The 25,059-nt window shown below is 63.4% G+C and carries 15 protein-coding genes; 10 read left to right on the top strand and 5 right to left on the bottom strand.

Annotation, left to right across the window (positions count from 1 at the left end; translation table 11 throughout):
* The first annotated feature begins 119 nt into the window (after nt 1-119).
* Together QQK95_RS02045 and QQK95_RS02040 are read left to right on the top strand one after the other, a co-directional pair.
* Nucleotides 120-335 carry a helix-turn-helix transcriptional regulator gene (locus tag QQK95_RS02045; protein WP_202359841.1) on the top strand — a complete coding sequence of 72 codons (216 nt, stop codon included), beginning with the start codon at nt 120-122 and terminating at the stop codon, nt 333-335.
* A 571-nt stretch (nt 336-906) separates the two neighbouring features.
* Nucleotides 907-2,556 carry an alpha/beta hydrolase gene (locus QQK95_RS02040; protein ID WP_202359842.1) on the top strand — a complete coding sequence of 550 codons (1,650 nt, stop codon included), beginning with the start codon at nt 907-909 and terminating at the stop codon, nt 2,554-2,556.
* 130 nt (nt 2,557-2,686) lie between these two features.
* On the opposite strand, the gene QQK95_RS02035 is transcribed toward QQK95_RS02040, so the two are convergent.
* On the bottom strand, nt 2,687-3,379 hold the full coding sequence (locus QQK95_RS02035; protein WP_202359843.1) for a class I SAM-dependent methyltransferase: 693 nt from the start codon (nt 3,377-3,379) through the stop codon (nt 2,687-2,689).
* Nucleotides 3,380-4,146: 767 nt separating this feature from the next.
* Between QQK95_RS02035 and QQK95_RS02030 the strand changes: the two genes are divergently transcribed.
* A complete protein-coding gene (locus QQK95_RS02030; RefSeq protein WP_284268314.1) occupies nt 4,147-5,607 on the top strand; it encodes a winged helix-turn-helix domain-containing protein in 1,461 nt (486 codons plus the stop codon).
* A 335-nt stretch (nt 5,608-5,942) separates the two neighbouring features.
* Here QQK95_RS02030 and QQK95_RS02025 read toward each other — a convergent pair whose 3' ends face one another.
* The 3 genes from QQK95_RS02025 to map all read right to left on the bottom strand — a co-directional run bounded on the left by QQK95_RS02025 (nt 5,943) and on the right by map (nt 8,888).
* Entirely contained in the window at nt 5,943-7,196 is a 1,254-nt protein-coding gene (locus tag QQK95_RS02025) for a tyrosine-type recombinase/integrase (RefSeq protein ID WP_202359845.1), read from the bottom strand.
* Nucleotides 7,197-7,343: 147 nt separating this feature from the next.
* Nucleotides 7,344-8,003 carry a JAB domain-containing protein gene (locus QQK95_RS02020; protein ID WP_284268310.1) on the bottom strand — a complete coding sequence of 220 codons (660 nt, stop codon included), beginning with the start codon at nt 8,001-8,003 and terminating at the stop codon, nt 7,344-7,346.
* A gap of 57 nt (nt 8,004-8,060) precedes the next feature.
* Nucleotides 8,061-8,888 (bottom strand): type I methionyl aminopeptidase, encoded by an 828-nt coding sequence (gene map, locus QQK95_RS02015; protein WP_284268308.1) that lies wholly within the window; start codon nt 8,886-8,888, stop codon nt 8,061-8,063.
* Nucleotides 8,889-9,164: 276 nt separating this feature from the next.
* On the opposite strand from map, the gene QQK95_RS02010 reads away from it, so the two are divergent.
* The 5 genes from QQK95_RS02010 to QQK95_RS01990 all read left to right on the top strand — a co-directional run bounded on the left by QQK95_RS02010 (nt 9,165) and on the right by QQK95_RS01990 (nt 22,075).
* Nucleotides 9,165-9,503: a hypothetical protein gene (locus tag QQK95_RS02010; protein ID WP_284268305.1), complete on the top strand. Its 339-nt coding sequence runs from the start codon at nt 9,165-9,167 to the stop codon at nt 9,501-9,503.
* A 110-nt stretch (nt 9,504-9,613) separates the two neighbouring features.
* Complete coding sequence (locus QQK95_RS02005; protein WP_140890411.1) at nt 9,614-9,853, top strand: hypothetical protein; 240 nt, start codon at nt 9,614-9,616, stop codon at nt 9,851-9,853.
* A gap of 182 nt (nt 9,854-10,035) precedes the next feature.
* Nucleotides 10,036-10,332 (top strand): DUF982 domain-containing protein, encoded by a 297-nt coding sequence (locus QQK95_RS02000; protein WP_284268301.1) that lies wholly within the window; start codon nt 10,036-10,038, stop codon nt 10,330-10,332.
* 210 nt (nt 10,333-10,542) lie between these two features.
* Complete coding sequence (locus tag QQK95_RS01995) at nt 10,543-10,806, top strand: DUF6074 family protein (protein ID WP_284268299.1); 264 nt, start codon at nt 10,543-10,545, stop codon at nt 10,804-10,806.
* 313 nt (nt 10,807-11,119) lie between these two features.
* Nucleotides 11,120-22,075 (top strand): autotransporter outer membrane beta-barrel domain-containing protein, encoded by a 10,956-nt coding sequence (locus QQK95_RS01990; RefSeq protein WP_284268298.1) that lies wholly within the window; start codon nt 11,120-11,122, stop codon nt 22,073-22,075.
* Nucleotides 22,076-22,156: 81 nt separating this feature from the next.
* Here the strand turns inward: QQK95_RS01990 and QQK95_RS01985 are convergent, their stop codons facing one another.
* On the bottom strand, nt 22,157-22,690 hold the full coding sequence (locus QQK95_RS01985) for a hypothetical protein (protein WP_284268296.1): 534 nt from the start codon (nt 22,688-22,690) through the stop codon (nt 22,157-22,159).
* A 609-nt stretch (nt 22,691-23,299) separates the two neighbouring features.
* On the opposite strand from QQK95_RS01985, the gene QQK95_RS01980 reads away from it, so the two are divergent.
* A complete protein-coding gene (locus QQK95_RS01980; protein WP_284268295.1) occupies nt 23,300-24,529 on the top strand; it encodes a pilus assembly protein TadG-related protein in 1,230 nt (409 codons plus the stop codon).
* A gap of 6 nt (nt 24,530-24,535) precedes the next feature.
* Nucleotides 24,536-24,976, top strand: coding sequence for a TadE/TadG family type IV pilus assembly protein (locus QQK95_RS01975; protein ID WP_199643412.1), 441 nt, complete (start codon nt 24,536-24,538; stop codon nt 24,974-24,976).
* The last annotated feature ends 83 nt before the right edge of the window (nt 24,977-25,059 follow it).

Here is a 25,059-nt window from a genome sequence, read left to right as displayed (position 1 = left end):
CCCGCCTCGATACGCCGCCCTTCTCAAACCGTCATCACCCATTTTCCGCCATAGCTCCATGGGTTCGTCCTGTCTGTCCCAGCAGACATCAGCGAGAACCAGTGAGGTGCAGGTAGGCTATGTCCGAGCCGGATCGTATCGTGCGCCTCAAAACCGTCCTTGCCAGGACCGGCCTGTCCCGTTCAACCATCTATCGCAAGATCGCCGAAGGCACGTTCCCGGCCCAGATCAAGATCAGTGTCAACGGGGCCGGCTGGCGGGAATCCGATGTCAATCGATGGATTGACGATCCAGTCTCATGGCACACCAGCGCATCACGAAAAAACAGCGACTAGTGGCGATGGAGTGGCACGTTGCTCTATGTTGAACACTTTTCTCTGGGGCAGGTTCAATGACTGGGAAGGGCCGCAAGCGGACTGTCTGCTTTGCGACGGACGCAGCGCAAAGCGGTCGCGCAACTCACACCGGACGGTCCGAAGGGTCATAGGCCTATTGCGCCGCGATGATTTTCCGTTTCAAGAAGCGGCCGACCCTCGATAGACGCAGGAGGACCAGGGTGCCCAGACGTGTCTGCGCATGTTGTCGAGATGCCATGATCGCTGAGCGATGGGCTTCTTGTTGTTCCAAGTAGCATGTCAGTGCAAGCTCATAACGGGATAGCCGAATGTCACCGGGGGGCTGTTCTACCGTTGACGATCTCCCGGATCGAATGGGCCAATCGGAAAGGCTGGGGCCAAGCATAGCGTTTCCCTTACAAAGAGTTGATTTGAGAGCCTCTCCTATGGCCGTGAGGGATGCGTACGAAGAACTGTGATTGGTTCGTGAAAAGCGCCTGTCCAGACAGATTGCAGTTGAAGTCGCAGCAGGTCCGGGGAACAATCGAGTGTCCAACATGGCTTGCGAACGGTGGCGCAAACACAACTTCTGTTATTCGGCGGCTTCACTCTTGCTGGAGGCGGGTTTGCCAATGCAGCGCTGAGCCGCAAAGCGCGTGGTCTGGTGACTTATCTAGCCCTCAATCCTGGACAGTCCCATTCGCGCGAGAAACTCGCCGCGCTTCTATGGGGCGATACTGGGGAGCCGCAGGCGCGGATGAGCCTTAGACAGGCCCTGTCGGCGATCAGGAAGGCGTTGCCATCGGTCGACGACCGACGCCTCTTGGCAGACGGCGACAATGTCACCCTCAAGCTCGACGATCTTGAGATCGATGTGGCACGGTTCGAGCGCCTAGCGTCAGGTGCAGACCACGAGCAGCTTGAACAAGCCGTTGTTGTCTATCGCGGTGACTTGCTCGATGGCTTCGCCCTGAAGGAAGAACCGTTCAACGACTGGCTGAGGGTGGAACGAGAGAGATTGAGGACGATTTGGATCGGCGTTCTGGAAAAGCTTCTGCATCACTACTCGGTTGAGAACAATCTGGCCGCTTATGTCGAGGCAGCGAGGCGCCTAATCGGGTCGGATCCACTCAGGGAAGACATTCACCGAGGCCTCATGCAAATCTATGCCCGCCAAGGCCGATTGAACATGGCACTGAAGCAGTATGCCCAATGCCGCGAGGTCCTTCGCAAGCACCTCCAGGTGGAACCGGAGAAGGAGACGCGTGAGCTGAACGACAGGCTCCGTGCTAGCCGCTCGGTAACGTCCAAAGCGAATTCAACAACGTTGTTGGAACCCGCGGCAGGCCTTGTCGATAGTCCGGTGCCAGCCTCGCTGCGCCCAGAAACGCACTATGTAAAGTCGGGCGGGGTCAGCGTTGCCTATCAGGTAACCGGTGGGGGGCCGTTCGACCTCGTCTACGTACAGGGCTGGGTTTCCAACCTCGACTATGCTTGGGAATCCCCGCGGCTGGCGCACGTGCTGCGCCGGCTGGGGTCATTTTGTCGGCTGGTCCGCATCGACAAGAGAGGCACTGGGCTTTCTGATCGCAACGTGGGCTTTCCAACGCTGCAAGAGCGGGCGGACGATGTACGGGCGGTACTCGATGCAATCGGATCGCGACGGGCGGTCTTGTTCGGCAGTTCCGAAGGCGGCGTCCTTTGCATGCTTTTTGCGGCGACCTATCCCGAGCGAACCCAGGCACTCATTCTTCACGGTGCTTATGCCCAGGGACTGTGGTCACCCGATTATCCTTGGGCAAAGACTAGGGAGGACATGGAAGAAGAACTGGCCGAGATCGAACGCAAGTGGGGAGAGCCTTGGGATTTGGGAAGAGGAGCGCCGAGCTTGGCGAACGATACGCGCGAGCAACAGTGGTTCGCAGCCTATCTGAGGAGTTCGGCGTCTCCTTCCGACGCGATCGCATTATGGCGTTGGGGCGCCGAAGTCGATGTCCGTAACATCCTCCACGCGATTCACGTGCCTACTCTGATACTCCACAGGAAAGGCGATCGATGGGTCAAGGTCGAAGAAGCGCTTTACCTGTCCGAGCGCATTGCTGGCGCCACGATCATTGAGCTTCCGGGAGATGACCACCTGATCTGGGGCGCCGATTCGGACCGTCTAGTCGACGCAATTCAACACTATCTCGCCGTGAAGTTTCCGACGAAGGCCAGCTAAGGCTGCAAGGCTGGCTTGTCTTTTTCCTGCTTGTAGAAATGGACGATCTAGGCATCTTTACCGTCGCAAGAAACCGACAGGCCATTGTCTCACTCGTCTCAGTTCATTCCGGACTTATGAGTTCACGGCCCTAGTGACGGAACCGGTAGACGCGTGCCAGTCTGTTCGGCACTATCATCAATTCGTCCGCAGTTCTGAAACCAGCCTCGCGGCCCATGCCGATCCAAGTCGCGGCCGTCTCGGCATAATCGGATGCGCGGCAGTGGGTCTCAAAGGCGGCGAACTCCTCGTCCGAGACCGTCGCCCACTCGGGCCTTATCTTATGAAATCGCTCCAGCCATCCCTCTCGATCCTCGCTCTCGAGGCGCGTGGGCTCCCATATCAGAAAAAGACCATCTCTGGGCAACAGGTCGCGGATTTTGCGCATGAAATTCCGCTTGTCCGGCGCAAGAAGATGGTGGAGGGACTGACCAATCCATACAACGTCGAGCGGCCCCTCCCAGGAATCGATTGCAGTAACGAAATCTCCGCAACGCAGTTCGACCGGGCAGGTGAGTGGGGCAAGCGCTTCCTTGGCTGCATTGAGCGACGGTTGGGATATGTCGATGCCGATATAGCGTGCGACGTTGCTGCCGGCCAGTGCGGCTGCTGAGCCGGGGGCTGTGCCGCAGGCCAGATCGGCAAAGACGAAGCCGTCGGAAGCCTCATCGAGAAGAACTTGGCGCAGCGCTTCATAGACCTCCCAATGGGCCATATAGTTCGCCGCGACAACTTTCTGGTATGTTGCAAGACCCTTCTCGAATAACTCTTGGTCGGACTTCATGGCTCCTCCTCGAGGCGAGCATTTCGCTTACTGAAAAAACTCGGTGCTTTCCGATTCGAACGTCACCCGTTTCGCGCCTGGGCTGGCTCGGAGCGAGCCATTATATTAGCCACAGCTTAAGTAATATCCGGCTTTTGCCAGGGGCCGTCAACCTGTGTCGTCCTGCTTTGACTCCAGAAGACACGACACGCGGCGTCAGGATCTCAAGGGGTCGATAACGACGAGGCGAAAAGATACCACCTAATGCTTGTGGGAAGATATTCGCTCCAATGGACGCGATTGATGGAGCGGCTCGATAGCCCTTCTCGCTGGGCGCAGCACTGCAGAGGTACCCCAGCCGGCGCCGTTAAAAAGCGCTCTTAGTAGCTGTATGAAATTAAGCAAATGTCTTCTCGCGAACCCGGAAACATCTGGGCCGGATTGAAGCCGGACTATTCTATGATACTCGACGTAGTCAGCCAGGTAGCGATCCAAAGCCAGACGAAAATCCTCTTGTCTTCCTCGCTTTGCGAACCCGCATGTTTCACGGAAATCTGGTGCTGCAATGACAGGTGCCCGTTCGTGTGTGATCGACGACATTCTCGGTTCCTCGCTATCAACGTGGAGGTACCTTGTGTCTGGGAGTTTCAAATGTCCCCAAGGCGTTCGGAAAAGTTCCGAAATGTCCCGAAAAGACTTAAGGTCCTCACATGTTTGGGCCGCGCGTTGCCTTTGGGTCGTTTGTTCTGAACTCGGAAAGCGGTACGCTTCTTCGAAGCGGAGTTCCCGTGCCGGTCGGTTACCGGGCGCTGCTCCTTCTCGCGAAGTTAACAGACAGGGCCGGGCAAGTGCTCACCAAGACCGAATTGATCGACGCTGCCTGGCCGGGTATCGCGGTCGAGGAGAGCAATCTGTCGGTTCAAATCGCTTCGCTGAGAAGATTGTTGGGTTCGATGTCCGACGGCACGGACTGGATCGCGACAGTCGCTCGCGTCGGCTATCGGTTCACCGGCACCGTCGAAAAACTCGATCAGCCTGCAGTGGCAGCCGCATCTTCGGAGCCGGGGCCATCGATCGCGGTGCTACCCTTCACAAATCTCAGCGAGGATGCAGAGCAACAGTACTTTGCCGACGGGCTGGCTGAGGACATTATAACGCGGCTTGGGCGGTTGCGCTGGCTGTTTGTACCCGCTCGCAACTCTTCTTTCAGCTATAGGGGCAAGGCTGTTGACGTCAAGCAGGTAGGACGAGAACTCGGCGGCCGCTACGTGCTTGATGGAAGCGTTCGCCGCTCCGGGCAACGTCTGAGAATTGGCGCCGAAGTGAGCGACACGTCGAGTGGGCATCAGGTGTGGGCCGAGCGCTACGATGTTGAGAGCTCCGATTTTCTCGCTCTCCAGGACCAAATCGCAGACAGTGTCATCGGGGCAATCGAGCCGAGATTGTATGCAGCGGAATATGACCGCTTTCAGAGCCACTCGCCCGCTAATCTCGACGCCTGGGGCTTTGTCATGAGGGCCATGCCTCATGTTTGGACGTGGGGGCCGGCGGCCGACATCGATGCCGCAGAGGCGTTGCTTATGCACGCCACTGAGATCGAGCCTGATTACCCCCGTGCCAATAGCCTGCTCGCCTGCATGCGCACGGCTCGAGCGCTGCTTGGAATTGTGGATACGACGGCCAACCTTGCCGCTGCCCAAGAAATGGCCGAACGTGCAATCCAGCGTGATCCGATAGATCCCTGGACGCACTTTGCAGCCGGCTTTTCCTATATGGTGGCGCGCCGTCTTGATCAGGCAGTCGAAGCCTTAAGCGAGGCAATCAGCCTGAACCCCAGCCTTGCAATCGCTCACACCATCCTCGGATCGACCTACGGGTATGGGGGCCTTCCTAGAGACGGTCTGCACCATATAGCGATCGCGGAGAGGCTGAGTCCCCGCGACTTCACCCAAGCGGCGAACCTGTCCATAAAGGGCATGTGCCATTTCGTCATTGGAGATTTCGCCGAGGCCGTTCGGCTCGAGAGCCGGGCTGTGAGGCTCCGTCCCCATTTCGGAACCGCCTGGCGCACCCTCGCTGCGTCTGCCGGCGTGTTCGGCGATCAGGCCACGGCGGTTCGTGCTCTCAGCGAAGCGAAACGGCTTCAGCCATCTCTGTCTTTGGATTGGGTGGAGAAATACTACCCGATGGTGCGGCTAGAGCACCGGGCCCTCTACATCGAGGGATTGCACATTGCGGGGCTCAGCTGAATGGCCGACACCATCGGTTGCCCTCCCTCGATGTGGGAAGAGATCCGACCGATTTCCCTTGGCCACACATCGCTTCCGTATTGCGCGATCTGAAAGCTGTCGCGGGCGATTTGCAGCCGTGCGAGTTGGACCGCTTCACCACTCGCGCTGATATAACGAGGCATCTACAGCAAGCAGCCCAACTCGTAGACTCAGTCGAGGCGGAACAGGCTGCGGAACATATACGCCAAACTGCGAAATCGTTCGCGGAAACATCCGTTCTTCCAAAACCGGCTGAATTTTAGAAATCAAGTCGGCCCTGTCCCGTCTCAAACGCCAAAAAAGCAGTCGCTAGCTCATGCAGCTTCCTTAAGGGCGACTTTACGCTTCTTCTTCGTCACGAGTTCGCGGACAAACTTGTCCCACCGGGCCATGGCAGCACGCTTTTCCGGCATGTAATTCCAGCGATCGTAGCTCTTGGAACTGACGTCCTGCAGAGTGTGGTTCTGCAATCGGTCTCGGATCTCTTTCGAGAGACCTGCCTTGCCGGCAAGCGTCTTCCAGGTTCGCCGGAGATCGCGGTTTGTCACGACGGGAATGACCTTGCGATCGCGCTGTCGCCACATGAATGAATAGAGCGTTCCATGACTGACAGGCTTGGACGGGTCGGTTGCGGATGGGAAAAACCAACCAAATTCATTCGGCTTGATCGACCCGATAAGCTCGGCCGCAATCTTGGGCACGGGGATGGCGTGAGGCTTTCCATTCTTGGTCTTGGACCAGTCGATGATGCACTCAGCGGCATCCCATTGATCGACGTGTAGCCGAGCAATCTCCTCGACGCGTTGGCCGGTCAGCATAAGAATTCTTACTGCACGCGTGTAAGGGGGATGTACCGGCGCATCGGGATATTCGAGCCAGCGATAGAGACGGACAAATTCCTCTTCGTCCAACCAACGCGTTCCAACGTTTTTTGGTTCTGTCGGAATACCAGCAGCCGGATTGTAGATGAGACGAAAGCGACGGACAGAGGTCGAGCGATAGTCGTGCTCGGATTTCAGCCCCCAACTGTAGGCCGATCGAATATAGCTGCGAACATGATCGGCCATGGACCGTTTGCCTCGCTGATAGATCGGTCGAATGATGTCCCTGATCTCATCGGGCTCGATGTCACGGGCAGGGCGGTTGCGACCGAGCGAATCGGCGATCTTGTTCAACCCCTTTTCGGCCTCCTTCCAGGACGGTTTTCCATCTGCCTTGAGCGACGCAACGTAAGCCTCAAACAGATCGGCGACCGTGCCGGGTCGCGTGTCGCCTGCAATCTTGATGCTGCGTCCCTTCTGGATCATGTCGGCGAAATCGCGTCTGAAAATCCCGCGAGCCTGGCTGAGGCCCATTGACGGATACGAGCCGAACTTTTTTTTGAGGCGCTTTTGGTCTCGCCATTGCTGGGCCATCCAGTCCGCCGTTACGCGGGTCGGCATTGGCTTTATCACGAGAACGAGGCGGCCTGTTCCGTGACCCTCGCCATCGACAAGGTTCTGCTGCTTTCCGGTCTCCTCGACCTGCTTCAAAGCGCGGCGAATCTCTCCATCGGTAAGGCTTGGCACTGGGGTCTCCCGTAGGCTTTCGAGTGGGATCGGCTGACGGGTAGTAGGGGTCTGTGGTTGGGTCCAAACGGGCCTTCGATCCCCCTAAAACCGACCCCAATATGCCACGATATCCGACTCTGCGACAAGTCGAAAAAGCGATATGTATCAATGTGCTAAAGCGTGATTGTGCGTGATCAAAATGAGGCGAGTGGGATGGTTGTGCACCAGGATGATCGCGGTGGCCGACAGTTCGAGCGCGCGCTTGACCACTTCCCTGGGATAGACGGGCGTGTGGTCGACAGTGCCTGTTTGCTGCACCTCATCGGCGATCAGTGCGTTCTTCTTGTCGAGGAACAGGATGCGGAACTGTTCGCGCGCCTCGAAGGCCATGGCCGAGCGGCAATAGGCGAGAAGCTGCGTCCAGGACGAAAGGACTTCGCGGCCATGGACTTCGCCATGCGCCATGCGTTGCGCCGTCGCGGCGACAACCTTCAGGTCGAACGCCACCGCCGGGCCGATGCCCTTGACCTCCTGCAGCAGGTTGACGGGTGCGCCGAGCACTTCGGCCAGCGTGCCGAAGCGCGCCAGCAGCGCCTTGGCGGCCGGCTTGGTGTCGGCGCGCGGGATCAGCCGGAAGAGCAGGAGCTCAAGAAGTTCATAGTCTGGCAGGGCGTCTGGGCCCGCCGAGGCAAAGCGCTCGCGCAAACGGTCGCGGTGGCCGAGATATCCAGGTTTTTCGGCTGGAGCGGGCCTCGCCTTCGGCGCTGGCCGAACCGGCACTTCGGAGAAGAAACTCCGCTCGTCTTCGTCGCTGGCCTTCCCCATCAGCCCCCGCATCCAGCCAATCAGTCGGGCAAGGCGGTCGCCCGACCTATTAAAATATCAGGCCGGCAGGCCTGGCCGATCGAGGTTGTTGGGCGAGAGCGTGAAAATCTCGCAGCCCGTGTCGGTCACGCCGACCGTGTGCTCGTACTGCGCCGACAGCGAACGGTCGCGCGTCACAGCCGTCCAGCCATCCGACAGCACCTTCACATGCGGCCGGCCCAGATTGATCATCGGCTCGATGGTGAAGATCATGCCGGGCCGCATCTCGACGCCTTCATTGGCGCTGCCATAGTGCAGGATATTCGGCGCGTCGTGGAAGAGCTGGCCGACGCCATGGCCGCAGAAGTCGCGCACCACCGAGCAGCGCTCAGCCTCGGCAAAAGTCTGGATGGCGGCGCCGATGGCGCCGGTGCGGGCTCCCGGCCTGACCGCGGCGATGCCGCGCATCAGGCATTCATGGGTGACTTCGAGCAGGCGTTCGGCCGCACGCTTGATCGTGCCGACCGGGTACATGCGCGAGGAATCTCCGTGCCAGCCATCGAGGATGTAGGTGACGTCGATGTTGACGATGTCGCCATCCTTCAGCGGCTTGTTGTCGGGAATGCCGTGGCAGACGACATGGTTGATCGAGGTGCAGGACGATTTCGTGTAGCCGCGATAGTTGAGCGTCGCCGGCAGCGCACCGTGATCCATGCCGAACTCGAAGACGAAACGGTCGATCGTGTCCGTCGTGACGCCGGGCGCGACCATCGGCACCAGCGCGTCCAGGCAACGGGCCGTGAGATCGCATGCCTTGCGCATGCCGGCAAAACCGTCCTCGCCATAGAGGCGGATCTGGCCGGTGTTTCTGAGAGGGGCCGTCGCGGCGTCGAGATAGGTGACCATTTTGTCCGTATAGAAGGGTGGGCGCTGCAGGAGTGCTGGCGTGAATATCCCGCCAGATTTGGCACTTGAGGGCAAAAGGTTCAAGGAAGAACTGGCTGATAAGGCCTTGGCCGGCGGGATATTCGTCTCGTCGGGGCAATTTCTATCGGTTTTGCGCGGTTGCTTTCCTTTCCGGCCATCGTGCGCTAGGGCGGGTGCATGTTTTGGAGATCGCGTCCATTACCCAAGCGTGCGAGATCGCTTGAAGCGTCGCTGACGGCAGCCTGCTCATGTCTGATGGGCCTGGTGCTGCTGGCGATGCTGTGCCTTGGCCGCCCCGATGTTCCCGCTTTCGCGGACCCTGCCCAGGCCGGCGCCAGCGTTGGCCTGGAACGGTCGGGTGAGGTCGCGGCGCTGCTGCGTGTCACCAACAAGGCGCAGGCGCTGGAGGTTCGCGCAGCCCGGCCGGTGCTGGCCAAGTTCGCCGGCTTCCATCCGGCCTTGCCGGCTCCGCAAGCTGTTTTCCTTTGGTTGGACCGGATTTCCCCAACCGCGCCCGTTGCCGGATCCGGCGCGGTGTCCGCTCCCCGCGCGAGCACCAACCAGCCGCGTGCGCCGCCGCCCACGCAGGTCTGAGCGGTCCAGGACCGCACGTTCATCTCCATTCCAAGCCATTCGCGTCGCGACCCGTGCGGCGGCCTCCAGCCGTGCACGGGTGACGTGGCGCGTCATTCCGGATCATCGCAATGCAACAACGTATCAAGACATTCAAAAGCCTGACGCGTGCGGCCTCGGCTGCTTCCTTTCTGTCCGTCCAGGCGTTCATCTGTATCGGAACCATCTATTGGGCGATCGCCGAGACGCTCTATCTGTCGGGAACCGGAGCGCTCGTCCTTGGCGCCCTGTTCGCCTTGCCGTCGGCCTATGTTCTCTTGACGGTGGTGCGCATGGCTTTCGACGCGGAGACCGACCCGGCCAATCAATAGTGGCGCCGTCGAGTGGGAAAGTTCTGCCGGACTGACTGGCGCCGGCAGGACTTTCCTCGGCCTGTTTGCCGCAAAAACCGCCGTTTCCGCAGTGACGACACATTTGCGTGGCACTGACCGGGCAAAGCAACTTTTGACGACGAACGGCGTTGCCTGGGCGACGCCGGTTCGGGAGATCACGGATGGATAGATTGCAGTTCGAGGTCCCGGTGCGCATTGCGCAAGGCCCCGGCTTGCCCGTCGAGGAGATTTACAGCGTCGTGCAGGCGCTGGATTTTCTGCAGGACTGGCCGGCGCGCCGGCAGGGACCGGTGTATCAGAAAGCCTTCAATGCCTGCTTCGGCGCCACGGTGGACGTGGTCAAGACCGAGGATGCCTGCCGGGCGTTCATGGCGTTCTGCCGTGTCTCCGGACTGATGGCCAGCGACATGATGGCGCCACGCAAGCGTGGCGGCGAGGCGAGCGCGCTGCAGACCTGAGGGCTGTTTCGCCTGTTTCGATCGACCAACTCCGCTTTCTCAACCGACTTGGCTTGAGTATGCGTGATGATCTCGTGCCTGGAGCATCATCTGCATTTCCACGCACGGAGACGCATCGGCAGCGGCGTTAAGCTTCCGTTTCCACCTTGGCGGCTACGCCATTGCTTGTTCAGCAATGGTTGATTCGTTGCGTCAGTTCAGGTTTGGAAGATGTCCCCAGAAAAAGTCCGTGCATTCCCGATAGACCGCCAGCTATTCTTGGTCAGGGAAGTTGCAGCCAAGCTAGACAATCTGCATGGAGAGCCTGCAGCCTCGTTCTGGAGGGCTAAAGCAGCCGAGCTGCTTGACTTGGTTGTCGGGTCGGGCCGGGACAGAGCAACCGCCAGTGATGAAGTGCGCAGGTTTTTCCTGGCCGTACAGAGGGAGCTTTCGGCTGGACTGGCGGCTGAGCAGACTCCAATTCTTTCCGCCTGAAGCAAATATTTCCCTGTTGCGTCACGCTGTTTACTCCAATAGCGCGCAAGCACTGTGTTTTGCTGTGGACATGTGTGCTTGAACGGCAACACAGCACCTAATTTACATCACCTTTATTCTTGGGGGGCGCCCATAGTCATTGCAATCTGCTAGGTTGCATTAGCAAGGGCAGATTCGCGCCGGGGCGGTGCGGATCAGGGGGGTGTTGATGACTCGTGGTCGTAGGGACGTAGACGAGTCTCGCCTTGTTTCAGGCCCGTTGAAACGGAGATTTCTTGGCCTTTCAGGATTTGCGGCAGTAGGGGCCATTCTCGTGGCGCTGATGCTGTTCGTCGGTTCGACGGGGCCTGCCGAAGCGACTTGCACGGGGCCGAGTGGCGGCGTCGAGACCTGCGCGGGATCTGGAACACAGTCTGACATCAGCTACACCGCGCCTGGCGTCACGACGCTCGACGTCAACACGCTGACGATCGACCCCAGCCGGATATCCCTGACCGGTACGGGCGCGGCGCCGCCGCCACCGGGCGCCGGGGTCCAGCACTACACCTGCAGCAGCAATGATCCGGCACGATGCACGATCACTCCCGCAACGCCCGCCAGTAACGGGCATCCCGCCACTGCCGAGTCATGCGCTGGCCCGGATTGCGTCGCACCACCGGTCAAGGCCGACGGTGGGCCTTCGGGTACGTCAGGCCCGACACTTGTGGTCAACTACAATCAGCCCACGGCCAACACCAACACGCCCAACAGCGGCGCGGTGATCGCGACCGGCACCATCGGTGTTCTCGGCGCTTCGAACGGCAGCCGCGGCGGCAATGGCAGCAACGGCTACGTCTTCTCCGATGGTGGTGACGGCGCCAGTGGCGCCGATGGCGGCACCGTGACCGTCAACGTCGATGGGGCCGTCAAGACGAGTAACAATTGCGTCCTGCCAACAGCCTGTCCCAATGCGGGCATCGTGGCCAGTAGCGTCGGCGGCGATGGCGGCGATGGTGGCGACGCCAAGGGCATTTCGGGCGATGCCGGTGATGGCGGGCTGGGTGGCAGCGGCGGCTACGCCACCGTCAACTTCAACAGCGGCAGCGTCGAAACGCTGGGCAATTATTCAGCGGGCATCGCCGCCATCAGCCAGGGCGGTCATGGCGGCAATGGCGGTGGCGGCGGCGGCCTGGTCTTCAATCCGGGCGGTGGCAGCCCGGCCGGCGCCGGCGGCAACGCCACGGTCTTCACCGGTGTGGGCACGACGATCACCACCTACGGCATCTACTCTCACGGCATAGCCGCGCAGTCGATCGGTGGCGGCGGCGGCGGCAGCGCCGGTGGTTTCGGCCTGTTTTCGTCCTCCGGCGGCGGCGGTGGCAATGGTGGCAATGGCGGCATCGTCCAGGTCACCAACAATGCCAATATCACCACCTGGGGCAACAATTCGCAGGGCATCCTGGCCCAGACCATCGGCGGTGGCGGTGGTGACGGCGGCTCCAATTTCGGTCTGTTCGCTTCCGGCGGCAGCGGCAGTCTCGGTGGCAATGGCGGCCCTGCCAATGTCGTGACGGTCGGCGTCACCAATTCCGGCGCGATCGTCACCCATGGCCAGGAATCCAACGGCATCCTGGCGCAGTCGATTGGCGGCGGCGGCGGCAACGGTGGCAATTCCGGCGGTCTGGTTTCGCTTGGCGGCGACGGCGCCTCGACCACCAATGGCGGCATCGTCGAAGTGACGAACACATCAGCCGGTTCGATCAGCACCGACGGCAAGCAGTCCGCCGGCATCTTCGCACAGTCGGTCGGCGGCGGCGGCGGCAATGGCGGTACCTCCGGCGGCCTGTTCTCGGCCGGCGGCAAGGGCGGCGCCGGCGGCAATGGCGCGCGGGTGACGGTGACCAATGCCGGCGACATCGAGACCGGAAAAAATGGCGCCGGTTCCGTCAATTCCGCCGGCATCTTCGCGCAATCGGTCGGCGGCGGCGGCGGCAATGGCGGCGGCGCGTTCTCCGGCGGCATCGGCTTCAGCGTGGCGATTGGCGGCGCGGGTGGCAGTGGTGGCACGTCCGGCGCGGTGGAGGTGCTGCGCGACGCCAACGACACCGCCTATTCGATCATCACCCACGGCGACCAGTCGGATGCCGTTTTCGCGCAGTCGATTGGTGGCGGCGGTGGCAATGGCGGATTTTCGGTTTCGGGCGCTGTCGGCGTGCTTGCGCTCGCCATGGGCGGGGCTGCCGGCAGTGCCAGCGACGGCAATATCGTGACGGTGGAGACCGCGGGCTCGCTGACCACTTACGGCCAGGGATCGCGCGGCATCTTCGCGCAATCGATCGGTGGCACCGGTGGCAATGGCGGCGCGGCGATCGCGGTGGCGATCAACGCCACCGGCACATTCGCGGCGGCGATCGGCATTGGCGGCAATGGCGGCGCCGGCGGTGCATCGAAACTGGTGACCGTGTCGAGCCTCAGCGACATTTCGACGGCCGGTAACAATGCAGGCGGCATCGTTGCGCAGTCGGTTGGCGGCGGCGGCGGCAATGGCGGCTATGCGATCGGCGGCGCTATCGGCGGCGCGGTCGGTATTGCCGTCAATATCGGCGGCAAGGGTGCCGGCGGTGGTGCCGGTGCGGACGTGATTGTCGGCAGTTCCGGTTCGATCCACACAAAGGGCAACAATTCGACCGGCATCCTGGCACAATCGGTCGGCGGCGGCGGCGGCAATGGCGGCTTCACCATCTCGGCGGCCCTTGGCGGCGGCGCGGCAAGCGTCGGACTTGGCGGCGCGGGCGCCGACGGCAGCAATGCCGGCAATGTCACCGTCAATGCCGACGGCGCCGGCCATGCGATCGCCACTGCCTATGCCGGCACCTGGAACCTTGTCACCGAAGGCAAGAACGCGGTCGGCATCCAGGCCGAAAGCATCGGCGGTGGCGGCGGCAATGGCGGTTTCTCCGGCAGCCTTGCCGCAGGCGGGCTTGTCGGCGTCGGCGTCAGCCTCGGTGGCACTGGTGGGGGCGGCGGTGATGCGGGTACCGCGACCGTCAACAATGGCAAGAAGGTCGGCAACACCGTCACCCAGAACAACATATTGACGATAGACGATAACTCGACCGGCATCCTGGCGCAGTCGATCGGCGGCGGCGGCGGCAATGGCGGCTTCGCCGTGACGCTCAGCGTCTCCGGCTCCTATGAAGGCGCCGGCGGCGCGGCCGCGGTTTCGGTTGGCGGTAGCGGTGCGACCGGTGGCGTCGGCAAGGACGTTTTCGTCACCAGCTACGGCAACATCGCCACTTACGGCAAACAGTCCGACGGCATTCTGGCGCAGTCGATCGGCGGTGGCGGCGGCAATGGCGGCTTCAGTGTCGCCGGCACGTTCACGACCGGCGCGCTGGGCGCTTCGGTGGCCGTTGGCGGCAGTGGCGGCAGCGGGCAGAGCGCCGGCGAAGTGACGGTGACCTCGACCGGCAACATCCAGACCCATGGCGACCAGTCGATCGGCATCATGGCGCAGTCTGTCGGTGGCGGCGGCGGCAATGGCGGCTTTGCCGGCGCCGGCGCGATCACGCTGCAGGGCGTCAGCGCCGCGGTCGGGCTTGGCGGCAGCGGCGCCGGTGGTGGCAGCGCGAAAACCGTCCGCGTCACCTCGACCGGCGACATCACCACCTATGGCGACCAGGCGATCGGCATCCTGGCGCAGTCGGTTGGTGGCGGCGGCGGCAATGGCGGATCGACCGTTTCGCTGGCGCTTGCCAAGGACGCCGGTATCGGCGTGGCGCTTGGCGGCAAGGGCGGCGCGGCCGGCAACGGCCTCGATGTCACCGTCATCTCGACGGGCAACATCTCGACGGGCGCCGGTTTCATATCGGGCGGTGTTCGCGGCACGGGGGCGGCCGGCATATTGGCGCAATCGGTCGGCGGCGGCGGCGGCAATGGCGGCTTCGCCGGCACGCTTGCCGGCGGCAAGTCGATCGCCGTCGGCGTGGCGTTTGGCGGCAGCGGCGCCGGCGGCGGCAGCGCCGACATCGTCAAGGTCACCTCGACCGGCAACATCGCGACCAATTTCGATAATTCGTCCGGCATCATCGCCCAGTCGATCGGCGGCGGCGGCGGCAATGGCGGCTTCAGCGTCGCCGTCACCGGTGCGCTCGGCGATCCCGATGCGGCAACGGCCTCAGTCGCGATCGGTGGCAAGGGCGGTGTCGGCGGCGTCGGCAAGGACGTGACGGTGACAAGCACCGGCACGATCACGACGACCGGCAAATTCTCCAACGGCATACTGGCGCAGTCGATCGGCGGCGGTGGCGGCAGTGGCGGCTTCGCGGTCGCCGGCTCTGCCACGACAGGCAATGCCGGCATCGGCGTCGGCGTCGGCGGCACGGGCGCCACCGGCTCGACATCAGGCAAGGTGATCGTCAACAGCTACAGCCTCGTCGGCGCGAACGGCCAACCGGTGCTGCAGGCGCCAGCCTCGAACATCGTGTCGATCTGGACCCAGGGTGACAATTCATCCGGTATTTTCGCGCAGTCTGTCGGCGGCGGCGGCGGCTCGGGCGGCTTCGCGGGCAGTCTCGGCGTCGGGCTCGGCGGCGGCGGGCTGGGCGTTAGCATTGGCGGCGGCGCCGGATCCGGCTCGACTGCCGAAACAGTCACCGTCACCAGCTACAACAACATCCTGACCGGAGGCAAAGATTCCTTCGGCATCATGGCGCAATCGGTCGGCGGCGGCGGTGGCAATGGCGGTTTCGCCATTGCGCTGGCCGGCAGCAAGGATATGGCGGCCAGCGTCGCGGTCGGCGGCTCCGGCTCGAGCGGCGGCGACGCCGCGGTCGTCACCGTCACCAGCCACGGCAACATCGAGACCGACGGCGACGGCTCGCATGCGATCTTCGCGCAATCGGTCGGCGGCGGCGGCGGCAATGGCGGCGGCGCGATAGCCGGCACGCTGACCGGCGAGGGCACGGGCAGCCTGGCCGTCGGTGTCGGCGGTTCGGGCGACAATGGCGGCAACGCCAAAGCCGTCACCGTCACCTCGACGGGCGATCTCAGGACCGAAGGTTTGAAGGCAGACGGCATTCTGGCGCAGTCGATCGGCGGCGGCGGCGGCAATGGCGGCTTCTCGGGCGCGCTGGCGATCACCACGGGAGCCGGCGCGATCGGCGTCGGTGTCGGCGGTTCCGGCAAGGGCGGCGGCAACGCCGATACTGTCACCGTGACCTCGACCGGCAACATCGTCACCTTCAAGAACGGTTCGAACGGCATACTGGCGCAATCGGTCGGCGGCGGCGGCGGCAATGGCGGCGCCGCGGTCACCATCGCCGGCGCCGGGCAGAAAGCGGCAGCGGCGGTATCGGTCGGCGGCAGCGGCGCCAAGGGCGGCACCTCGCAACTGGTCACGGTCAACAACATCGGCACGATCGACACGACCGGCGACAAGGCCAACGGTATCCTCGCCCAGTCGATCGGCGGCGGTGGCGGAACCGGCGGCTTCGCCATCTCCGGAGAGATGGTCGTCGACGGCGCCGGTGGCGCGGCCGTCAGCGTCGGCGGCAATGGCGGCACTGGCCAGGATGGCGGGCGCGTCATCATCAACAGCAATGTCGGCACCACGCTCGCCACCAACAATGCGACCATCCACACCGTGGGCGGGGATTCGAATGGCATCTTCGCGCAGTCGGTCGGCGGCGGCGGTGGCGATGGCGGCTTCTCAGGCGCGGTTTCGGTCACCGGCCAGAATGCCAAGGCCGCGATCGGCGTCTCCATCGGCGGCTCCGGGGCTGGCTCCGGTGACGGCAAGACCGTCAACGTCACCTCGGTGGACAACATCCTGACCCAAGGCAACGGCGCGAACGGCATTCTCGCGCAATCGGTCGGCGGCGGCGGCGGCAATGGTGGCTTCTCCTTTGCCGCGACAATCAAGGGCTCGCTCGGCAAGAACCCGAGCAAGAACGGCGCGGTCTCGGTATCGCTCGGTGGCGGCGCCGGCTCCGGCGGCGATGCCGAGAAGGTCACGGTCGATTTCACCGGCATCATCCAGACCGGCGGCAACAAGGCTTTCGGCGTGCTCGCGCAGTCGGTCGGCGGCGGTGGCGGTACCGGCGGGCTTAGCGTGGCGGCAGCTCTCAACCTGGGTGAGGGCGGCAACCAGATCACCGCCGCTGTCGGCGGCGAGGGTGGTGGCGGCGGTACCGGCGGCGAAGTGCTGCTGACGCGCCACGGCTCGACCATCACCACCGGCGATCAGTCCGTCGGCCTGTTCGCCCAATCCGTCGGCGGCAGCGGCGGCAATGGCGGTATGGCGATATCAGGCGTGATTGCCGGCACCGATGCGAAAACCCTGTCGGCCAGCGTCGGCGGCTTCGGTGGCCCCGGCACCAACAGCGGCAAGGTGACGGTGGACAACACCGGCGCCGTTTCGACCTACGGGATCGAGTCGCACGCCATCCAGGCGCAGTCGATCGGCGGCGGCGGCGGCAATGGCGGCATGGCGGTCTCGGCCGTGATCGGCTCGCTCGGCACCGGAACCAATTTCAATGCAGGGGTGACCGTCGGTGGCTTCGGCGGAGACGCCGGCTTCGCCGGCGACGTCTTCGTGACCAATCACGGCCTCTTGCAGACCGGCTTGCTCGCGGCCGGCCAGACCACGACCAATGGCGATGGCGCCTACGGCATCTTCGCGCAGTCGGTCGGCGGCGGCGGCGGCTCCGGTGGCAACGCCATCACCGGCGTGCTTGGCCTCAAAGGCAACAATGCGGGCACGCAGGTCAATGTCAGCGTCGCCGTTGGCGGCTCGGGCGGCAATGGCAATACGGGCGGAAACGTCACCATCAGGCAATATGGCGGCATCGAAACCAACGGCATGGGCGCCTTCGGCATCCTGGCGCAATCGATCGGCGGCGGCGGCGGCACCGGCGGCCGCGCCAATTCGATCTCGCTGCAGCTTGGTGCGAAATGCACCCTTCCGAAGGTCTGTGAGCCGGCCGGCGGCAAACCGAACTGGAACCTGCAGGCGACCGTCGGCGGCGCCGGCGGAACCGGCAATGACGCCATGACCGTCGATGTCGGCAATTATGATTTCATCACCACGCATGGCGACAAGTCGTCCGGCATCGTCGCGCAGTCGATCGGCGGTGGCGGCGGCATTGGCGGCGACGCCTATGTCGGCACCGGTGGCCTGTTCGAAAATCCGATAGAAGTCGATCCTACGCTGTTTTTGAAGCCGCTGGGCACGTCAAGCCTGACGCGCTCCGGTGCGGTCGCCATTGGCGGTAATGGCGCGGGCGGCGGCAATGGCGGTACCGTCATCGTTGCCAATGAAGGCGTGATCACGACCCACGGCACCAAGTCTGACGGCATCCACGCCCAGTCGATCGGCGGCGGCGGCGGCGATGGCGGCGATGGCGAGGCTGGCGCGCTCGGTACCGTCGGCATTGGCGGCCAGGGCAAGGCCGCCGGCAATGGCGGTTCGGTCACCGTCACCAACGGCAAGACCGACCTCAGCCAGGCCGGCATCGCCATCATCCAGACATTCGGCACGTCGCCGACGCCACCGGCGGAGGGCGCGCCGAGCACCGACCCGGAGCAAGGCTATTCGGCTGGCATCTTCGCACAGTCGGTCGGTGGCGGTGGCGGCACGGGCGGCGGCGCCGGTGGCCTGCTGTCGCTTGGCGGCTCCGGCAAGGCAGGCGGCACCGGTGGCCATGTCACGGTCAACAACCACGGCGGGATCCTCACGCATGCCGATGATTCCGTTGGCATTTTTGCACAGTCGATCGGCGGTGGCGGTGGCGCTGGCGGTTCGCTCGGCATCAGCGCGATCGCGGTCGGCGGCTCCGGCGGCGCGAGCGGCTCCGGCGGCCAGGTGGACGTCATCAACGATGCCATGATCGAGACGCACGGCATCGATTCCTACGCCATCCAGGCGCAGTCCGTGGGTGGCGGCGGTGGTTCGGGCGGCGGCAAGAATGGCGGCATCACCGGCTCGATCCCGGCCCTGATCTCGATCGGCGGCGCCGGCGGCTCGTCCGGTATCGGCGGCATCGTCAATGTCACCAACAACAATAGCCTGCACACCTATGGCGCCGGCGCGGACGGCATCAACGCCCAGTCGATCGGCGGCGGCGGCGGCTCCGGCGGCCGCGCGATCGGCTTCATCGCCGTCGGCGGCAAGGGCGGCGATGTCGGCAACGGCACCACCGCCGGCAGCACCGGCGGGGGCGGCGCGGTCACCGTCAACAACAACGCCCAAGGCACGATCACGGTCGAAGGCATCGGCGCGCATGGCATCTTCGCGCAGTCGGTCGGTGCCGGCGGCGGCTCGGGCGGTGGCGCCTTCGGCGTCAGCATCGTGCCTGTGGCGATCGGCGTGGGCGGCGGCGGCGGCAGTTCGGGCGATGGCGGCGTCGTCACCGTCAATAACCATGGCCACATCACGACAGTGTCGGCCTCGTCGGTCGCGATCTTCGCGGAATCCATCGGCGGCGGCGGCGGCACGGGCGCCATGAGCGTGGCGGCTAGCCCCGCGCCTGGCGCCTTCACCTTCGGCATTGGCGGCGACGGCGGCGCCAATGGCAAGGGCGGCAACGTCAATGTCACCAATTTCAGCGACGGCATCATCCACACACAGGGCTTCGGCTCGACCGGCATCATGGCGCAGTCGGTGGGCGGCGGCGGCGGCGCCGGCGGTGCGTCCTATTCCGTATCGGGCGGCCCGCCCGGACTTGCCATCGCGCTCGGCGGCAAGGGTGCTGCCGGTGGCGACGGCGGCATCGTCACCGTCATCAACAATGGCGCCATGCAGCTCGACGGCGACAATTCCGTTGCGATTTTCGCGCAATCGGTTGGCGGCGGCGGCGGCTCGGGCGGCACCGCGATCGCCGCGGCGATCGGCGTGCCGGTGTTCATCGGCGGCGATACCGGAGCGACCGGCAAGGGCGGCGACGTCACCGTCACCAATACGGGGCAGATCAGGCTTACCGGCAACGGCTCTGTCGGCATCTTCGCGCAATCCGTCGGCGGCGGCGGCGGCGTGGTGACGGCGGGCACCGACGGCATCGTCCAGGCCGTCGCCGGCGGCAGCGGCAATGGCGGTGTGGTCACCATCAACAGCAACGTCGCCATGCTCATCACGGGGGACAATTCGGTTGGCGTGTTCGGCCAGAGCATTGGCGGCGGTGGTGGCGTCGGCGGCTTTTCCGGCAACTATCTCGGCCTCGACCAGGCACCAGCCGCAAGCAGCATGATGATGGCCATGACTGCCGCACCGCAAGGCTTCATGGGCAGCGCCGGCGGCGGCGGTACCGGCGGTGCCATCACCTTCACGCAGACGGCCGATCTCGCGGTCATCGGCAAGAATTCCTTCGCGCTGATGGAGCAGAGCGCCGGCGGCACCGGCAATGGCGACATCAATGTCACTATCGCAAGTGGCGTGACGATCACCGGCGGCTCGGGCGCCGGCGGCGGCATCGGCTACAAGGACGGCAAGGACAATGTGCTGACCAACAACGGCACCGTCCGTTCGGTGTCGCTGATCGACGGCTACGCCATGCGCGGCGGCGTCGGCAACGAGACGTTCGACAACAAGTTCCTGACGGTCGGCTCGATGGATCTCGGCGCCGGTCTCAACATCTTCAACAACAAGACCAACGCCGTCTACTTGATGGGCGACACCGTCTATCTCGACCTGCCCGGCCAGTTCAACAATGACGGTTTTGCCGCTCCCGGCGGCCTCGACCGCGTGATGACCACCGAGGTGACCGGCAACTGGTCGCAATCGCTTGGCGGCGTCTATCTGCTCGACCTGGACCTCGATCCGGAGGCGGACCGCATCAATGTGAGCGGGACGGCCGACGTCAATGGCCTGGTCAGCATCAATATCATGAACCCGGGCGCGGCCTCGCCCGGCAACGAGGACTACATCATCCTGCACGCGCTGGGCGGTGTCACCGACAATGGACTGAAGCTCGATACGATCCCGAGCGCCGTGGCGCAGTATGCGCTGAAATATCCGAACCCGGAGGATATCGTCCTCAATGTCGACATCAATTTCGCCCGCACCGGCCTGACCGAGAACCAGACCGCGGTGGGCCAGGCAATCAACGCCATCCAGACCGATCTGACGTCGCCGAACTTCACGAAGATCGCCAACGCGATCTTCTATATCCCGACGCTTGATCAGCTTGGCGCCGTCTACGACGCGATCTCGGGCGAGGGCATCAGCGGCTTCCAGCAGCCGGAGTTCGACGCCAGCAGCACCTTCCTGGCGCAGATGAGCCGGCAATCCGACGCCTGGCGCATGGGCCTGACGACGGACCCGATGACCCAGTCGCTGAAGCCGTCGGAGGCGGCCTATGCCGAACCACCCGGCAAAGCCAATCCGTTCGATGCCTTGACCAAGGCGCCCAACGAGCAGCGCTGGAGTTACTGGGCGACGGCGGGCGGCAATTCGGGTGCGGTTGCCGGTGATCCGGTGGTAGGCAGCGCGGCCCTTGGCTACAAGTCCGGCAACTTCGCCGTCGGCCTGGACTCGCAGGGCGATCCCGATGTCCTGATGGGCTTTGCACTGGGTGGCGTCGCCGGATCGTTCGCCGTGCCGGACCGCGAAACCTCCGGCAACATCATCGGCGGCCATGCCGGCGCCTATGGCGCGCGCAAATGGGGCCAGTTCTATATCAACGGCTCGCTGTCGATGGATCTCTACAGCAACACCACCGACCGCTTCACCTCGGTGCCTGGCGCGCCCAATCCGCTCAATCCGGTGCCTGCGATATCAAGGGAACACTGGACCGGTGATTTCATGAGCGCCGGCTTCGGCACCAGCCTCGAGGCCGGTTGGCGGCAGCCATTCGGCGCCGGCGCCATCACGCCGTTCGCCGGGCTGCAATTCCAGGCTCTGGCGATGCAGGCTTTCTCGGAGAAGTCGACCAGCAATGGCGCGCTCGGCCTCGACTTTGACAGCCGCACGGTCATCTCGCTGCCGGTCTCGCTCGGCCTGCAGCTCGACACGACGGTGGCTGTCGGCGAGAGCAAGACGCTGCAGGCCTGGGGCCGCGCCGCCTGGCTGCATGAATTCAAGCCCGACCGCTCGGTGGAACCTACCTTCCACGCCGCCCCCGGCTATGCCTTCGTTGTTCAGGGAGCAGGGGCGGCCGAGGACGCGGTCACCGTCAACGCCGGCGTCAAGCTGAACTGGAGCGCCAATACATCGGTCTTCGCCACCTTCGACGGCAAGTTCGCCGACAGGGTGCAGACCTATGGCGGCAATGTCGGGTTCAGGCTGAACTGGTAGGCGAGGCGGGAACTGACCGCGAAGCGAGGAAATCGGCGAGGCGGCCCTTGACGAACCAGCCTCGCCCAAAATGTATTCGGCTTATGCACCCTGGAGGCGGGCTATATCCTTAGGGGTAGCCGGGCGCTCGATGATGGTGCGGCCAAAGGCATCCTTCATCTCAAACTTGCCGTTCTCGATCTCCTCCTTGGTCCCGTCAGGATGACTGACTTCGATGTTGTTGCCGTCCACTTCGACCTTGTCGCCGGTCGTGGGATTGACATGCCCGTGGTCGTGATCGCTACCGTCGTCGGCGCCGTGATGGTCGCCTGCGCCGTCGTCGTGGCCGCCAGAGCCGGAATTGCCCCCGTCATCTCCGCCGCCGGAGCCGGAATTGCCGCCAGAACCGGAATTCCCGTCGGAACCAGAGCTGCTGCCGGAACCAGAGCTGCCGCCAGAACCGGAGCTGCCGCCATGGCCTTCTCCGCCACCACCTTCCCCCTTCGCGTATGCCGCCGCGGGGCCGATCTTGGCCGCCGCATGGAGATTTAGCTGATAGGGTGCCAATGTCAGCGCCAACGCTGTTGTTGCACGCAGCGCGAGACCGACGAATCGTCTTGAAGTCAATTTGGGCATGATGGTCCTCCTTGCTAACCTGGAGGCAACGTGGCCCGTTGCTCCATTATTCCTGAACTTGCCGGGGAGAAGGCAAACCAGGACCAATGAAAGCGATTCATAAGACCAATTTCGCCGATATCTCGGACCAATGTCCTGCCTGGACACCGAGTGCGGGCGGCAATGGGAAGATGATGACGCTGAGTTTAAAGCGGCATTGCGTGGCTTCAATACATCAAAGTTAAATGCCGGGAATTCGCTTCGTCGCCACAAGACGTTGCCGCGGGCTGTTCGGAGGAGCGCCGATGGAAATACGAGACCTCATTGCCAAAATGTCAGCTGGGCTCCCTGGCGGACTTTCCCCTTAACCGCGGCAGAAGCCTTTGCATCGCCCACTGCCTCCGGTTCGTCCGGCCAGCAACATGAAAAAACTCGGCGGCCTCAACGGGTGAAGGGTGCCACACGATGCTGCCGCTTCGGCGCCGCACGGCGCGAGTTTATTGTTCGTCGCGTCGTCTTCGTGCGCCGATCAGCCGACGGCCCAGTTTGAAGCCCAATCGAAGCCATCATCAAAAATGAACGGAACTTTTTAGCCGTTCCTTCATATATGCGTGTCTTCTAATTTAAGCCATGGCTTTCAATCGCTTCATCCGAATTCGGTTCGTTGCGACCGGTATACGCCGGAGCACGAGGGCGAATGTCGCCACCATCTTCGCCCTCAGCCTGCCGATCGTCGTCGGCGCGGCCGGCTTCGGTGTGGAGACATCCTACTGGTACTATAACAGCCTGAGACTGCAGGCGACGGCCGATGCCGCGGCCTATGCCGGCGCGCTTGAACAGATCTCGGGATCCGACAAGCCGACGATCATAGCGGCCGCGACGCAGTCGGCAGCGACGAACGGTCTGGGCTCGGGCACAATCCTCGTCAACACGCCGCCGGCGTCCGGGCCGAATACGGCGAAGAAGGCGGTCGAGGTCATCGTCGGCCAGAACCTCAACCGGATGTTCACCTCGATCTTCACGCAAGGTCAGGTGCCCGAGCAGGCGAGGGCGGTGGCCCTCATCACCAACGCTTCTAAGGCTTGCGTGCTCGCGCTCGACCCATCCGCTTCGCAGGCGGCGCTGTTTTCCGGCAACACCAGCGTCAAGCTCATCGGTTGCTCGGTCATGGCCAATTCGATCGCATCGGACGCCATCAAGCTCCAGGGCTCGGCGGGCCTGCAGGCCGATTGCCTGATATCGGGGGGCGGTGTTGCTCTCAGTAATCCCGTTACGACCGTCTGCGCGGCCCCGATAACCCAGGCGCTGCCTGCCGCCGATCCTTTTGCCGACCTGCCGGCCCCTGCCGCCTCGAACCCCTGCCAGAACGCCAACAAGTCGACGTTGAAGCCCGGCACCTACTGCAGTGGGCTCAGCCTCAGCGGCACCGTCACGTTACAGCCTGGCGTCTATGTCATCCAGAGCGGCGATTTCAAAGTGAATGCGAATGCCAACGTCTCCGGTGACGGCGTCACCATCTACCTCGCCGGCGCCTCGCGCGTCTCGATGAACGGCAACGCCACCGTGTCCCTGAGCGCGCCGACTTCGGGCATCTATTCCGGCGTGCTGATGTATGGCGACAGAACGAGCACCGGCGGACAGAGCACTTTCAACGGCACGGCGGATTCGCTGCTGACGGGCGCACTCTATTTCCCCAAGCAGCAGGTCAATTATCTCGGCAATTTCTCCGGCAAGAGCGGGTGCACCCAGGTTGTTGCCGACCTGATCCAATGGTCGGGTAACTCGACCATCAGTCAGGATTGCACGAGCCTGGGAATGCGCGACATTCCGGCGACGCAGTCCGTCGCACTGGTCGAGTAGCCTTCCGTGGAACGCCGGTCAAAGCCGATCCTTGGCGACGATGCGGGCGTTGCGGCAGTCGAGTTCGCGATGGTCCTGCCGTTCCTGTGCGCGGCGCTGCTTGGTATCATCGACGGCTGGTCCTATGTAACGAGCTCGCTGTCGATGCGCGCCGGCGTGAAGACCGCCGCGAACCTGATCATGGAAGGATCGACCAATGATACGGCGACGCAGGCCGTTGCCATTTCGAGCTGGGAGAAACGGCCGGCGGACGGCCAGGTCACGCTAAGCCGGATCTATATGTGCGGGACGACCGTGGTCGACGCCTCCACTCTGTGCAGCGGGCCAAAGGTGCCATCGGTCTATGTTCAGATCCAGGCATCGGCCACCTGGACGCCGCCTTTCACCTTCGGCGTCTTTTCCGCTTCCAGCGTCATCGGCCATCTGGAGGTGATCCGTGTTCGCTAGGAGGGCTCACCGTTTCGCGGAAACGGCGAAGCGCCCTGGCTCTCTGTTTTGCCGCGATTCCCAAGGGAACATGCTGCGCGCTT

It is taken from the genome of Mesorhizobium huakuii (assembly GCF_030160235.1).
In the GTDB taxonomy this organism is placed as follows: domain Bacteria; phylum Pseudomonadota; class Alphaproteobacteria; order Rhizobiales; family Rhizobiaceae; genus Mesorhizobium; species Mesorhizobium huakuii.
The sequence above is the reverse complement of the archived record's forward strand: the minus strand, read 5'-3'. Positions and strand labels throughout refer to the sequence as shown.

What these genes read in the sequence shown, in the direction of transcription:
- QQK95_RS02045 (WP_202359841.1), top strand. Translation starts at nt 120, where the DNA reads ATGTCCGAGCCGGATCGTATCGTGCGCCTCAAAACCGTCCTTGCCAGG.
- QQK95_RS02035 (WP_202359843.1), bottom strand. Translation starts at nt 3,379, where the DNA reads ATGAAGTCCGACCAAGAGTTATTCGAGAAGGGTCTTGCAACATACCAG.
- QQK95_RS02020 (WP_284268310.1), bottom strand. Translation starts at nt 8,003, where the DNA reads ATGGGGAAGGCCAGCGACGAAGACGAGCGGAGTTTCTTCTCCGAAGTG.
- map (WP_284268308.1), bottom strand. Translation starts at nt 8,888, where the DNA reads ATGGTCACCTATCTCGACGCCGCGACGGCCCCTCTCAGAAACACCGGC.
- QQK95_RS02010 (WP_284268305.1), top strand. Translation starts at nt 9,165, where the DNA reads ATGGGCCTGGTGCTGCTGGCGATGCTGTGCCTTGGCCGCCCCGATGTT.
- QQK95_RS02005 (WP_140890411.1), top strand. Translation starts at nt 9,614, where the DNA reads ATGCAACAACGTATCAAGACATTCAAAAGCCTGACGCGTGCGGCCTCG.
- QQK95_RS02000 (WP_284268301.1), top strand. Translation starts at nt 10,036, where the DNA reads ATGGATAGATTGCAGTTCGAGGTCCCGGTGCGCATTGCGCAAGGCCCC.
- QQK95_RS01995 (WP_284268299.1), top strand. Translation starts at nt 10,543, where the DNA reads ATGTCCCCAGAAAAAGTCCGTGCATTCCCGATAGACCGCCAGCTATTC.
- QQK95_RS01985 (WP_284268296.1), bottom strand. Translation starts at nt 22,690, where the DNA reads ATGCCCAAATTGACTTCAAGACGATTCGTCGGTCTCGCGCTGCGTGCA.
- QQK95_RS01980 (WP_284268295.1), top strand. Translation starts at nt 23,300, where the DNA reads ATGGCTTTCAATCGCTTCATCCGAATTCGGTTCGTTGCGACCGGTATA.